We start from the raw sequence: 12,810 nt of genomic DNA, 5'->3' as shown, positions 1-12,810 counted from the left end.
CGTCATAAGTATCCCACAGTTTCGGTATAATGCCGGCATGTTTGAAAATGACCCCTCAACCACCTCCGAACGGCCGATTTTCTCCGTCAGCCAACTCAACCGGCGCGCCAAGCAGTTGCTGGAAACCCACCTGCCCCTGATCTGGGTCGAGGGGGAGATCTCCAACTTTGCCCGCCCCTCCTCCGGCCACTGGTACTTCACTCTGAAGGACGATCAGGCCCAGGTGCGCTGTGCCATGTTTCGCGGCCGCAACCAGCAGGTGCGTTTCAATCCGCAGCAGGGCCAGCAAGTACTGTTACGGGCCCGGGTCAGCCTGTATGAGAACCGCGGCGATTATCAGCTGATTGCCGAACACATGGAGGAGGCCGGCGCCGGCGCGCTGCAGCGGGCCTTTGAGGCACTCAAACACAAGCTCGCCCAGGAAGGTCTGTTTGATCCGGCCCGCAAGCGGCCCATTCCCGCCCTGCCCCGTCATATTGGTGTGATCACCTCCGCCAGTGGCGCGGCGGTACGGGATATTCTCACCGTCCTGCAGCGCCGCTTCCCGAGCATTCCGGTCACCCTGGTGCCGGTACCCGTTCAAGGCAAAGAGGCCGCTCCCGCGATTGTTGAGGCCCTGTCGTTGGCCAACCGATCGGGGCTGTTTGATGTACTGATTCTGGGCCGGGGCGGTGGTTCTCTGGAGGACCTGTGGCCGTTTAACGAGGAAGTGGTGGCCCGGGCCATTGCCGCCAGCGACCTACCGGTGGTCAGCGCCGTGGGTCACGAAGTGGATGTCACCATCGCCGATTTTGTCGCCGACCTGCGCGCGCCAACCCCCTCCGCCGCCGCGGAGTTGGTGGTGCCCGACGCCAGCGAGTGGTTGGTCCGCTTTCGCAGTTACGAGCAGCGCCTGACCCAGCTGACGCGCCGCCGCCTGCAGGCCGAGCAACAACATCTGCAACATCTTAGCAAGCGCCTGCGTCATCCCGGGGAGCGTTTGCAGCAACAAAGCCAGCGTCTGGACAGCCTGGAGCTGCGTTTGCGTCGCGTCATGCAGCAGCGATTGGGGCAGGCACGCCAGCGCCTGGACAATCTCGCGGCCCGCCAGAAAGCGCAGCGGCCGGAGCCACAACTTCGCCAATGGCAAACCCGCATCGAGCAGCTTCGCCAGCGGCTGAACCGACAGATGCAACAGACCTTGAAGCAGCAGCGCCAGCGACTGAGCGAAGCCGGGCGATTGTTGCACGGGGTGAGTCCGCTGAACACGCTGGAGCGCGGTTATGCCATCGTGCACAACGACGCCGGTGAAGTGATTCGGGATGCGGCGCAGGTGAAGCCCGGGGAGCGGATTCGAACGCGGGTGGCGGCCGGGGAGATTCTCAGTCGGGTGGAGGAGTAGCGGTTTGTTTTACGGCGGATGCGCCTTCGGCTTATCCGCCCTACGCGGACCCCGTGGTATGCGTAGGGCGGATAAGGCCAAAGGCCGCATCCGCCGTAACCACGCGCTACGCATCCGCCGTAACCGTTGATTCTGGCTTTCGCTCTGGTTACTATAAATAAGAACTTGTCGGGGTGCCCTGCGTAAAGGGCTGAGATCGGTCACACCGAAACCCGTTGAACCTGATCAGGTTGATGCCTGCGGAGGAAACAAGCGAGCCTGGCCCTGTCTGGCCCCCTTCCCCTGCTTCAAACTCCTGATCTCACACGCTTTACCTTTGTGTTTGAGGTCTTATGAGTCATGCAAAACTTTCCATCGGTATTGCCGGTGCGGGCCTGCTCGGGCGGCTGATCGCCTGGCAGCTGCTCCGCAAAGGGCACCGCGTCATGCTGTTTGATCGCGGCCCGGAACACGGCACCCAGGCCGCCGCCTGGACCGCGGCGGGCATGGTCGCGCCGCTTAGCGAAGCGGTCGTCTCCGACCGGTTTATCTACGATATGGGCCGCTACGCCCTGCGTCAGTGGCCGCAGTGGGTCAAACAGTTACCAGCGCACCGTCGCCCGCTGTGGCAATTCAATGGCAGCCTGGTGGTGGCCCATCCCCAGGATCAGTCAGAACTGACCCAGTTTTACCGGGACCTGTACCACGTCACCGGCGACACCCAGGGTTACCAGTGGTTGACCCGCCCCGCGCTTCACTCGTTGGAGCCAGATCTGAACGACCAGTTCCAGCATGGGCTTCTCCTGGAAAACGAAGGGCACCTGGACAATCGCACCCTGTTCACCGCGCTCGGGAATGCCCTGCGGGAGTTGGGCGGTCACTGCGTCTTTGATTGCGAGGTGGAGCTGGAGTCCGGCCTGATACACACGCCATCGGGCCCACGCCGTTTCGATCAGGTGATTGACTGCCGGGGCATGGGCGCCAAGTCCGGCTTCCCGGAATTGCGCGGTGTGCGCGGTGAAATATTACAGGTGCAGACCCGGGACCTGACACTGAACCGGCCGGTTCGGTTGATGCACCCGCGCTACCAGCTCTACGTCGTCCCCAAACCCGACCATCATTTTGTGATCGGCGCCACCCAGATAGAAAGTGAAGACCGCTCGCCCATGTCGCTGCAGTCGTCACTGGAATTGAGCAGCGCGCTGTACACCCTGGCGCCGGCCTTTTCCGAAGCGCGAATCGTCGAGCAGTCCGTCAATCTGCGTCCCGCATTGCCGGACAATAACCCTGGGATCACTCGAGAAGATCGCCTGCTACGGGTGAACGGCCTCTTCCGGCACGGCTATCTGCTGGCACCGGCGGTGGTCGATCAGGTGATGGCGATGATCGACGAAGGCGCCGACACCGAATTCGCACCCCATTTATTGAATCTCTCCCGGAACGCTCTCAATGATAATAGTCAGTCTGAACAACGAGCGGGTTGAGCTGCCCGCCGACACGCCCCTGAGCGACGCTCTGCAGCGGTGGCAGTATGCTGACCAGCCAGTGGCAGTTGCCATCAACAGTGAATTTGTACCCCGGGCACAGTACCCGCAGGTGGTTCTGCAAAACAGCGATCAGGTCGATGTGGTTCGGCCCGTGGGAGGAGGCTGATCATGTCTCAGGATCAATTGGTTTTATACGGCGAATCGTTCGACAGCCGGTTTCTGCTGGGGACCGCTCTCTACCCTTCACCACAATGCATGCTGGACGCGATTCAGTCCGGGCGCTGCGAGGTGGTCACTCTGGGGCTGCGTCGGCAAAACCCGACCGAGGGCAGCGGCGATGCGTTCTGGCAAATGATTCAGCGCAGCGGCTGTCGATTACTGCCCAACACCGCCGGCTGTAAAACGGTCAAGGAAGCCGTGACCCTGGCGGAAATGAGCCGGGAAATATTCAACACCGAATGGGTCAAGCTGGAGGTCATCGGCGATGATTACAATCTGCAGCCGGACCCCTTTGGACTCGTCGATGCCGCCGGACAATTGATTCAGAAAGGCTTCAACGTGCTGCCCTATTGCACCGACGATCTGATTTTAGGCCAGCGCCTGCTCGATGTGGGCTGCGAGGTGTTGATGCCTTGGGGTTCTCCCATCGGGACCGGTCAGGGGCTGCTCAATCGCTACAACCTGAGAACGCTGCGCGAGCGCTTGCCGGATACACCGCTGATCATTGATGCCGGTTTGGGCGCACCCTCTCAGGCCGCCGAAGCGATGGAGATGGGGTTTGATGGTGTGCTGCTGAACACCGCAGTGGCGAAAGCACACAACCCGCCCTTGATGGCCGAGGCGTTTGCCGACGCGATTGATGCGGGCCGAAAAGCCTTCAAAGCCGGATTGATGACCCGCCGGCAGACGGCCAGCCCCAGCACGCCGACCATCGGGCAGCCGTTTTGGCATCAGGCGTAAATGGAGGAGAGTTGTCGGCTTACGGCCTTTGGCCTAAGCCGACCTACGGAACGGTCTTCCTGAGCCACGAGTAGGTCGGCTTAGCGCACCGCGCGTAAGCCGACAATCACACCCTTACAGCAACTGACTCCAAAGCGGCACGGTCACCAGCGACAGCAACAGACCGTAACCGACAATGGTCGACACCAACCTCGGCGCCAAGCCATGGGCCATGGCCACCACCCCCGCCGAAATCATCGCCGGCATCGCCGTCTGTAGCGCGACCGCCTGCGCCGCCACGGAGTGCAGATTCAGCACGGCGAACACCGCAAACACAATCGCCGGAATCAATACCAACTTATATCCCAGACCTACGGTCAGCGGGAGCAGGTGTTCCTTATCCAATTTCAACTGCCACTGCAGCCCGACCGCCACCATCACCACCGGCACCAGGCTCTCCGCAATCCGTCCGGTGGCGTAGGTGAACCAATGCGGGTAATCCAGCGGGAAGGTCGCAAAGGCGAGCAGCAGCACCACAAACGGCGGAAAGGTAAAGATGGTGCGGCTGACCTTGCGCCAGGAGGTGTCCTGCCCGCTATACCAGGCCGCCACAATGACCGCGTAGGTATTCAGGGCGATCACCGTGCCGGTCTGATCGTAAAGCAGTGCATAGGGTAATGCTTCAGGGGGGAGCAGTGCCTGAATCAGGGGAATACCGACAAAGGAGGTATTGCCCAGCACGATCACCAGCATCAAGGCGCCGGTCACCGAACGGGACCAGCCGAACCCGCGCGCCGTCAGCCAGACCAGTGTGGCGGTCGATGCCATCACCACCCAGGTACTGATCACCGGCAACAGCGCCCGTTGATCCAGGGTCAGTTTGGGAATTTCGGTGAGGATCATTGCCGGCAGCGCGACATACAAGACGTAGAGGTTGAGCGCACTGGCCGCATCCCGGGGCATCCGGCTCGATCGCTGCAATAGCAGACCGATACTCAGACACGCCAGAATCAGAAGCAGGTTACTCATTCGTCTACCCCGGGAATGATGTCACGCCGCACACATCAAGGGCGTCGACCACGCGGCGCCTTGCGCTCTTTTCCGGGGCCGGAAGGCGACTTGCCTTTGGCGCCTTTACTGCCCGGACCGCGGTTACCCGGCCCTCGCCCACCCTGGTTTTTGGGTTTGGAGGGGCGTCCGGCGAAGGGGTTTTCGCTGGATTTGAATTCGATCCGTACCGGCGTTCCCTCGAGTTTCAACACTTGGCGAAAGGTCTTTTCCAGGTAGCGCGCGTAGTGACTGGGCACCGCCTCAGTCTGATTGCCGTGAATCACGACAATGGGCGGGTTGTGACCACCGGGGTGAGCGTAGCGCAGTTTGATACGGCGCCCCTGCACCATGGGAGGCTGATGCTCGCGCACCGCATCCTGCAGGATGCGGGTCAGGAAATTGGTGGAGAACTTGTCCGTGGCGGACTTGTAGGCCCCCTCTACGGATTCATACAAGTGCCCTACCCCAGTGCCATGCAAGGCGGAAATAAAATGGATTTTGGCAAAGTCCACAAAGCGCAACCGACGCTCGAGTTCGTTGCGCACATATTGCTTGTGGCCGTCATCCAGGCCGTCCCACTTGTTCAGCGCGATCACCAGGCCTCGACCGGCGTCGAGGACGTTGCCCATCAGGTGCAGGTCCTGATCCACCACGCCTTCACTGGCGTCCATCACCAGAATGGCGACGTGTGCATCGTCAATGGCCTGGAGGGTTTTCACGATCGAGAACTTCTCCACCGACTCGGACACGTTTTTGCGCCGGCGAACCCCGGCAGTATCGATCAGGGTATAGTGCTTCTCAAACCGCTCGTAGTGAATATAGACGCTGTCCCGGGTGGTACCCGGCTGATCATAGACCACCACCCGATCCTCACCAAGCATCCGGTTGACCAGCGTGGATTTGCCCACATTGGGTCGGCCCACCACCGCGATCTTGATGCCTTGATTGGTCGGGGCCGGGACCACCTCCTCAACCGGCAGCTCGGCCACCACATCGGACATCATGGACTTGACGCCCCGGCCATGAGTGGCCGTGGTCGGGAAGATCTCGCCCAGCCCCAACTCGTAAAACGGCGCCAGGGCCAGGTCCGGGTCTACACCGTCAATCTTGTTGGCGACCAGATAGGTCTTTTTGTTCTGCACCCGCAGATGCCGGGCGATCATTTCATCCGCCGCGGTCAGTCCGGCCCGGGCATCCAGAATAAACAGCACAATGTCCGCTTCCTGGATCGCCTGCAGGGACTGGCCCGCCATGGCGCTATCGATGCCCTCTTCCTCGCCGCTGATACCGCCGGTATCAATCACCATAAAACGGCGGCCTTCCGCCTGCCCTTCACCGTATTTCCGGTCGCGGGTCAGCCCGGCGTAATTCGCCACGAGCGCATCCCGGGATTGGGTCAGACGGTTGAACAGCGTGGATTTGCCCACATTGGGGCGGCCCACCAGGGCAATAACTGGAATCATAATGGAGGCATCGAAGATCGGTAGAACGCAAAGGCGCCTAGGATAGCGGATTGGGGACTTTTTATACAGCCATAAACGAGATCGCCGCCGAAACCCCGGTCAGGAGGTCGGCGGCGAGGCAGTTAACGAGGGGACAATCAGTCCCGGGGCTTGACCTCAAGTGCTACCAGGCGTCCGCCATCGGTCTGCACATACAGGGTGTCGCCATCGGTGACCATGGTGCCGGAAATACCGCCCCGATCAAGGCGGCGGCGGGCGGCAAAGCTGCCATCATCGCGCTTGAGCAGGTGCAGGTAGCCGTCATAATCCCCCACCGCCAGGTAGTCACCAACGACCTGGGGGCCATTGATGAGGCGGCGCAGCAACTGATCGTTCTGCCAGCGCATTTCACCCGTGGCGGTACTGAACGCCTTGACCACACTGTCGGCCTCGGAGAGATACAGGGTGCGGCCCTCTGCGGACAGATCCTTATGGGTCGAGGCTTCCTGACTCCACACGGGCCGGCCATTGTTGCGGCCCAAAGCAGTCACGTTGCCCTGGAAAGACGCGACAAACACCACCCCTTGATGCAGCAGCGGAGCGGCATCCACATCAACCATGCGTTCAATTTCGGAGCGACCTTGCGGCAAGGCCACGCGGCGCTCCCAGAGAACCAGGCCATTATCCGGGTTGAAAGCCATCACCTTGCCCGTGGCGAAGCCGGCAATCACCGCCGAATCCGTCATGAGCGGCGAAGCAGTACCCCGCAGCGTCAGCACCGGTGGCGGGCTATCGTATGCCCAGCGGGTTTCTCCGGTCTCGGCGTCCAACGCATGCAGTCGGCCATCCATGGTCTGGGCGGCCACCACGGTGCCGTTGGTCTGGGGAACGGAAATCACTTCACTGCTCAACGCGGTCCGCCACAGCTCCTTACCGTCCTCATTGGCCAGGGCGACCACCTCGCCATTGCCCGTGCCGTAGAGCAGCACACCGGCATTGCTGCTCACACCGCCGGTAATGGCATCTTCGGTTTCTTGACGCCAGAGGCGTTTGCCATTAGCGCGATCGAAGGCGAACACGCGACCGTCGACATCGGCGGCGTAAATCCGGTCGCCATCGAGTGCCGGCTGTAATTTGACCACCGCCTTGTCGGTGCCCGAGCCAACACCACTACGCCAGACAATATCCAGCTCCGCCGTCGGTTCGAAATCCACCAGTTCCACCGGCTCTGTACCGTCTTCTTTCGAAAACAGCGCACAGCCGGAAAACAGCAAAGCACAAAGCGCTACTGCGCATAACCTCATGAAGCATTCTCCTCGGAGCCCGACGTATCGTCCGCCGTGGCCGGTTGCACGTTATCCAGTTTCATCTGCAACAGCAGAACGCGGTTCTGTTGCTGCGCGTCAAGCGAGTCCAGTGCGCTCTGGTAGGCCTGAGCCGCCCCGTCGTTGTCACCCTGCTCACTCAGAATGTCCCCGCGAGCTTCGGCGTATTCCGCCGCAATGCTGTCGGCGGGAGTGCCCGCCTCCAGGGTCGCCAGCGCGTCATCGAGTTGTCCGCGAGCTGACAGAACCCGGGCCAACCGCAGGCGAGCCAGCTGCTGGATTGCCTCAGCGGTTTCCTGTTCCAGAACCCAGCGCAACTCACTTTCAGCGGTTTCCAGGTCACCCTCATCGACGGCCCAGCGGGCGCGAATCAGCGCCGCATTTGCGCCGTAGGCACTGTTGGCATGCTCGGTTTTGAGCTGCTCAACAAGCTCGCCAGCCCGCGCACGATCGTCTTCCGAAACGGCGCTGCCTTCCTCGACCGCCAAAGTTTCCAACAGTTCAGAATATATCGCCGAGCCCGCTTCGGCCTTGGCCTGCTGCTGGTCCTGGTAGGTATTCCAGCCAAAATAGCCGCCCACCGCAATCACCACGGCGGTCACAATCCACTTGCCATTTTCCTTCCACCACCGCTTGAGGGCCTCAAGCTGTTCTTCTTCAGTCAGATGATCGCTCACGTTGTACTCCTGTTATTGTCAAAATTCGTTTCAGAGGTTGCTCAGCGCGGGCCAGTAAGCCCGGAGCTGCTCGATAGTCTGGTCCAGCGACAGGGTTTCCTGGGGCCGATCCTCACGCAGATACTTGAGTGAGAGCTGACCATTACGGGCTTCGTCCTCCCCCAGAATCAACGCAATGTCAGCGCCGCTTTTGTCCGCCTTTTTCATCTGGCTCTTGAAGCTGCCGCCCCCGCAGTGGGCCAACAACTGCAGCCCCGGCAGCGCATCGCGCAACCGCTCAGCCGAACGCATGGCCGAGGATTGTACCTCACCCACCGCCACAAGATAGACCTGAGTGCGACGATCGAGGCCCTCGGGCAGTTGCCCGGTGGCCTGAAGCAGCAACAACAGGCGCTCCAGACCAATACCAAACCCGATGGCTGGCGTGGGCTTACCACCGAGTTGCTCGACCAGCCCATCGTAGCGGCCACCGGCGCATACCGTACCCTGGGCGCCCAGAGCGTCGGTCACCCACTCAAAGGCGGTTTTGCCATAGTAGTCAAGCCCGCGTACCAGCCGGGGGTTGACCTCAAAGGGGACGCCGGCTTCGGTCAGCATGGCTTTGAGCTGCTCGAAGTGGGCGGCGGACGCTTCGTCGAGGTGCTCAAGCAGTACCGGCGCACCATCGAGAATCTTCTGGGTGTCGGGGTTTTTACTGTCCAGGATGCGCAGCGGATTGGACGTCAGGCGACGCTGACTGTCTTCGTCCAGTTGCTCGCGGTACTGGTTCAGATAATCCACCAGCGCGGTTTTATAGGCAGCGCGGGCCTCGCTGCTGCCCAGGCTGTTCAACTGCAGCGTGACCTGGTCGGCCACACCTAACGCGCGCAGCATGCGTGCACTGAGCAGCAATACTTCGGCATCAATATCCGGCCCGGTCATGCCGAACACTTCGACCCCCAGCTGGTGAAACTGACGGTAGCGGCCTTTCTGGGGGCGCTCGTGGCGGAACATGGGGCCCATGTACCAGAGCCGCTGGGTCTGGTTGTACAGCAGACCATGCTGTTCACAGGCGCGCACACAGGAGGCGGTACCTTCGGGCCGCAGGGTGAGGCTATCGCCATTGCGGTCATCGAAGGTGTACATTTCCTTCTCCACAATGTCGGTCACTTCACCGATGGAGCGTTTGAACAGCTCGGTGCTCTCTACAATCGGGAAACGGATTTCCCGATAGCTGTACTGCTGGAGGATGGACTTGAGGGTATTTTCCAGGTACTGCCACTGTCCGCTCTCATCCGGCAGCAGGTCGTTCATTCCTCGAATGGCTTGCAGTTTTTTCAAAGTGGGTTCCTAAAATCTTCTTTGGTGTTTGATGCTTTAGTTTGGGTTGCGGCGGATGCGCTTTGATCCGAGTCGTCGAGCCTTTGTTACGGCGGATGCGCTTCGCTTATCCGCCCTACGCGTGTTTTTGCCGTTTTTTGGGCTTGGGTGGCGGATGCGTTTCGCTCCGAAGCGTCGGACCGGTCCGTCCCACGCCGGGCTGCGGAGGTTGCGTAGGGCGGATAAGGGCGAAGCCCGCATCCGCCGTAACCCAACCCCGACGATAAACCAAATTGTCGCGTAGGCGTAGGGCGGATCGGTCCGACGCTTCGGAGCGAAGCGCATCCGCCGTCACCGGGTCTATCCCCGCACAATCAGATTCGCTTCCTCTTTTTCAAGGCGCGCTTTTTTCTCCTCGGCCTTGGCGCGGATCAGCCGCTCCAGATCGTCCACCAGCGTGTCATTGGCGAGCTTCTGACTCGGCGCCCCGTCGATATACACCAGGTTGTTGGGGGTACCGCCGGCGAGCCCGAGGTCGGCTTCTTTGGCCTCACCCGGGCCGTTGACCACGCAGCCGATCACCGCAACGTCCAACGGCACGGTGATGTCTTCCACGCGCATTTCCAGCTCGTTCATGGTCTTGATGACATCGAAGTTCTGCCGGGAGCAGCTTGGGCAGGCAATAAAGTTCACTCCCTTGTTACGCAGCTTCAGGCTCTTGAGCAGATCCCAGGCGACCTTAACCTCTTCCACCGGATCCGCTGCCAGGGAAATGCGCACGGTGTCGCCGATGCCATCCATCAACAGCGCGCCCAGGCCGACCGCCGACTTTACGGTACCCGCCCGTAGACCGCCGGCTTCGGTGATGCCGAGGTGCAGCGGCTGATCAATTTCCCGGGCCAGCTTGCGGTAAGCGGCGACCGCCATAAAGACATCCGAGGCCTTGACGCTGACCTTGAAGTCGTAAAAATTCAGTTGATCGAGAATCTCCACATGCCGCAGGGCCGATTCGACCAGCGCATCCGGAGTAGGCTCGCCGTACTTTTTCTGCAGATCTTTTTCCAGAGAGCCGGCGTTGACGCCAATGCGGATCGGGATATTCATATCCCGCGCTTTGTCCACCACCGCGCGAATGCGCTTTTCCCGTCCGATGTTGCCGGGATTGATGCGCAGACAATCCACACCCAGGTCCGCCACCCGCAAGGCAATGCGGTAATCAAAGTGGATATCGGCCACCAGGGGAATATCCACCTGTTTGCGGATGGCTCCGAAGGCTTCGGCGGCCTCCATGCTCGGGACCGAGACGCGCACGATATCCGCTCCGGCAAGCTGCAGGCGCTGAATTTGATCGACGGTCGCGGCCACATCGGTGGTTTCGGTGTTGGTCATGCTCTGCACGGAGATCGGCGCTCCGCCCCCAACGGGCACATTGCCAACCATAATCTGGCGGGACTGACGGCGTACAATGGGCGACTCACTGTGCATGATGCGATCCTGTGATGGTTCGGTTCAGGGGTATCAATTGACCGTCAGGGTCATCAGGCGACCACTGACCGGCGGAACAAAATCAAAACGCTCACCGTTGAGCTCAACCTGGGCCGCGCCGGCATTGCCGAGCTTCACCGTAAAGGGCGCCTCACCGGAGAGCAACAATTCCCGGCCGGGCTGGAGCAGATCGGTTTCGAGTACATCCCCACGGCTGTCGGTCACTTCTACCCAGCATTCTTCCGAGAAGGTCAAGCGCAACTGATCGAGGTTCTCCGGGTCATTCAAGGACACACCGGGACTGCTCACTTCCGTGGCCGCCAGAGGCTCCACGGCATTGTTGGACGCCGAAGCAGGCTCAGACCCGGTCAGTGCCGCAGCCGAGTTCGTCTCGGCGTTTGCGATCGGCGCTGCCTCAGTCGCTTCCTCGGCCCCATCGTCCACACTGCCCGCTACCGCCTCTTGTTCAACTGCCGGCTCCTCAGTCAGGGGCGACGTCGGAGCTGGCGCCTTCAGTTCACTGATCGGGTCCACCATGGCGCTATCCGCCACGGGATCCTGCCGGTTGCCCAGAAACCAGACCGACAGTGCCCAGATGCCCGCCAGCAACACCAGAATCCAGAGCACAAATTTCCACAGGGACCGGGTCGGCTCGGGCACATTGATTTTCAACGGGCTTTCTTCGGGATCATCCGCCAACCCAGCCTGACGCCGAGCCTGCTTGTAGGCCTGAAGCAGGTCCTCAGGCTCCAGACCGAGCAGTTTCGCGTACGTACGCAGATAACCGCGAATGAACGTATCGGAGTGCAGCCGATCGTAATCGTCCGCCTCCAGAGCACGCACCTTGCTGACGGTCATCCGCAGCTCGCGGGCGACATCCTCTTCACTGAGCTTGGCCTTTTCCCGCGCGGCTTTAAGCTGCGCGCCTGGGTACGCCTCCGGGGCGAGCTCCGGAACCTCGGCCCCGGCGGGTTGTTCTTCAGTTGTCATCAGGACCTCAACGACTCATTTCGCGTTTGTATTCCAGATACTCATCGGAATAAGGAAAGCGATTTTTCAATGCCAGTGCATAACTGGCTTCTTTGTCTTGGTTGCCGAAGATCCTTTCGATTTTAATACCCAACAGCAGCGAACGGGCCGACTGACGAGACACCTCGCCGTACTGATCCAGGTAGCGTTTAGCCTGCGCGTATTCTTTGTCCTGGAAACTGATGTCTGCCAGCTCCAACAGGACCGGCGCCAGGCGTGGATCCAGGGTAAACGCATGTTCAAACGCCGCTCGGGCGCGCTCTTCACGCCCCAACTGCTTGGCGGTGCGCCCCAGGCTGAGCAGCGCTCTAGCCCGATTGTCGTAGCTCAGATCTTCACTGACGATTGAGAACTGCTCATAGGCCTCTTCGTAACGCTGTTGTCTGAATAGAAAAGCGCCGTAGTTGTTACGGGCCTGAGAAAAACTCCGGTCCTCACCAAGCGCCCGCTTGAAGCTGTCCTCAGCACGCTCCACCTCCCCTTCCAGTTGAAGCAGCATGGCCTGTGCCGCGTAGGCTTTGGCCGAGTCATCATCGAGTTCAAACGCTTTCTCAATATGGTGGCGAGCCGAGTCCCGGTTACGGTTGTCGATGTATGCCATGGCCAATCGATAGTGGGTGTCCAGGGCTGCCTCGCGGTCCACTTGCGGGCCGCTGGTCTGGGTCACGCAGCCGCCCAGCCCGAGCAACACCAGCAATCCCAGCGCGGCCATTGAAC

Annotated in this window: 12 protein-coding genes and 1 riboswitch; of the genes, 4 read left to right on the top strand and 8 right to left on the bottom strand. The window is 60.7% G+C overall.

Features of this window, described 5'->3' with window-relative positions; all coding sequences use genetic code 11:
• The first annotated feature begins 37 nt into the window (after window positions 1-37).
• The 4 genes from xseA (at window position 38) to N645_RS0102150 (ending at window position 3,807) form a co-directional block, all read left to right on the top strand.
• Window positions 38-1,381 carry an exodeoxyribonuclease VII large subunit gene (gene xseA, locus N645_RS0102165; RefSeq protein WP_024459872.1) on the top strand — a complete coding sequence of 448 codons (1,344 nt, stop codon included), beginning with the start codon at window positions 38-40 and terminating at the stop codon, window positions 1,379-1,381.
• Window positions 1,382-1,540: 159 nt separating this feature from the next.
• Window positions 1,541-1,646, top strand: a riboswitch (TPP riboswitch).
• Window positions 1,647-1,713: 67 nt separating this feature from the next.
• A complete protein-coding gene (gene thiO, locus N645_RS0102160; protein WP_024459871.1) occupies window positions 1,714-2,844 on the top strand; it encodes a glycine oxidase ThiO in 1,131 nt (376 codons plus the stop codon).
• Complete coding sequence (gene thiS, locus N645_RS0102155) at window positions 2,810-3,013, top strand: sulfur carrier protein ThiS (RefSeq protein WP_024459870.1); 204 nt, start codon at window positions 2,810-2,812, stop codon at window positions 3,011-3,013. Before thiO ends, thiS begins: the two co-directional genes overlap by 35 nt.
• 2 nt (window positions 3,014-3,015) lie before the next feature.
• Window positions 3,016-3,807 carry a thiazole synthase gene (locus N645_RS0102150; RefSeq protein WP_024459869.1) on the top strand — a complete coding sequence of 264 codons (792 nt, stop codon included), beginning with the start codon at window positions 3,016-3,018 and terminating at the stop codon, window positions 3,805-3,807.
• 114 nt (window positions 3,808-3,921) lie between these two features.
• On the opposite strand, the gene N645_RS0102145 is transcribed toward N645_RS0102150, so the two are convergent.
• The 8 genes from N645_RS0102145 to pilW all read right to left on the bottom strand — a co-directional run bounded on the left by N645_RS0102145 (window position 3,922) and on the right by pilW (window position 12,805).
• The gene (locus N645_RS0102145; RefSeq protein WP_024459868.1) at window positions 3,922-4,815 is read right to left on the bottom strand and encodes an AEC family transporter; all 894 of its coding nucleotides are present in this window, start codon (window positions 4,813-4,815) and stop codon (window positions 3,922-3,924) included.
• A 35-nt stretch (window positions 4,816-4,850) separates the two neighbouring features.
• Entirely contained in the window at window positions 4,851-6,299 is a 1,449-nt protein-coding gene (gene der / locus N645_RS0102140) for a ribosome biogenesis GTPase Der (RefSeq protein WP_024459867.1), read from the bottom strand.
• A gap of 137 nt (window positions 6,300-6,436) precedes the next feature.
• Window positions 6,437-7,582: an outer membrane protein assembly factor BamB gene (bamB, locus tag N645_RS0102135; protein ID WP_024459866.1), complete on the bottom strand. Its 1,146-nt coding sequence runs from the start codon at window positions 7,580-7,582 to the stop codon at window positions 6,437-6,439.
• A complete protein-coding gene (locus tag N645_RS0102130; RefSeq protein WP_024459865.1) occupies window positions 7,579-8,280 on the bottom strand; it encodes a tetratricopeptide repeat protein in 702 nt (233 codons plus the stop codon). The genes bamB and N645_RS0102130 overlap by 4 nt, the downstream gene beginning before the upstream one ends.
• Window positions 8,281-8,310: 30 nt before the next feature.
• Window positions 8,311-9,600 carry a histidine--tRNA ligase gene (hisS, locus tag N645_RS0102125; protein ID WP_024459864.1) on the bottom strand — a complete coding sequence of 430 codons (1,290 nt, stop codon included), beginning with the start codon at window positions 9,598-9,600 and terminating at the stop codon, window positions 8,311-8,313.
• A gap of 339 nt (window positions 9,601-9,939) precedes the next feature.
• Window positions 9,940-11,064 (bottom strand): flavodoxin-dependent (E)-4-hydroxy-3-methylbut-2-enyl-diphosphate synthase, encoded by a 1,125-nt coding sequence (gene ispG, locus N645_RS0102120; protein WP_024459863.1) that lies wholly within the window; start codon window positions 11,062-11,064, stop codon window positions 9,940-9,942.
• A 33-nt stretch (window positions 11,065-11,097) separates the two neighbouring features.
• Window positions 11,098-12,054 carry a RodZ domain-containing protein gene (locus tag N645_RS0102115; RefSeq protein ID WP_024459862.1) on the bottom strand — a complete coding sequence of 319 codons (957 nt, stop codon included), beginning with the start codon at window positions 12,052-12,054 and terminating at the stop codon, window positions 11,098-11,100.
• 7 nt (window positions 12,055-12,061) lie between these two features.
• Window positions 12,062-12,805 (bottom strand): type IV pilus biogenesis/stability protein PilW, encoded by a 744-nt coding sequence (pilW, locus tag N645_RS0102110; RefSeq protein ID WP_024459861.1) that lies wholly within the window; start codon window positions 12,803-12,805, stop codon window positions 12,062-12,064.
• Window positions 12,806-12,810: the final 5 nt, after the last annotated feature.

Origin of the sequence: Marinimicrobium sp. LS-A18 (assembly GCF_000463525.1) — a bacterium.
Lineage (GTDB): Bacteria > Pseudomonadota > Gammaproteobacteria > Pseudomonadales > Cellvibrionaceae > Marinimicrobium > Marinimicrobium koreense.
This window is presented reverse-complemented; position numbering and strand designations above follow the sequence as displayed.

Excerpts from the sequence above, each read along its gene's own strand:
- N645_RS0102145 (WP_024459868.1), bottom strand. The coding sequence starts at position 4,815 with ATGAGTAACCTGCTTCTGATTCTGGCGTGTCTGAGTATCGGTCTGCTA.
- pilW (WP_024459861.1), bottom strand. The coding sequence starts at position 12,805 with ATGGCCGCGCTGGGATTGCTGGTGTTGCTCGGGCTGGGCGGCTGCGTG.
- thiO (WP_024459871.1), top strand. The coding sequence starts at position 1,714 with ATGAGTCATGCAAAACTTTCCATCGGTATTGCCGGTGCGGGCCTGCTC.
- bamB (WP_024459866.1), bottom strand. The coding sequence starts at position 7,582 with ATGAGGTTATGCGCAGTAGCGCTTTGTGCTTTGCTGTTTTCCGGCTGT.
- thiS (WP_024459870.1), top strand. The coding sequence starts at position 2,810 with ATGATAATAGTCAGTCTGAACAACGAGCGGGTTGAGCTGCCCGCCGAC.
- der (WP_024459867.1), bottom strand. The coding sequence starts at position 6,299 with ATGATTCCAGTTATTGCCCTGGTGGGCCGCCCCAATGTGGGCAAATCC.
- N645_RS0102150 (WP_024459869.1), top strand. The coding sequence starts at position 3,016 with ATGTCTCAGGATCAATTGGTTTTATACGGCGAATCGTTCGACAGCCGG.
- N645_RS0102115 (WP_024459862.1), bottom strand. The coding sequence starts at position 12,054 with ATGACAACTGAAGAACAACCCGCCGGGGCCGAGGTTCCGGAGCTCGCC.
- xseA (WP_024459872.1), top strand. The coding sequence starts at position 38 with ATGTTTGAAAATGACCCCTCAACCACCTCCGAACGGCCGATTTTCTCC.
- ispG (WP_024459863.1), bottom strand. The coding sequence starts at position 11,064 with ATGCACAGTGAGTCGCCCATTGTACGCCGTCAGTCCCGCCAGATTATG.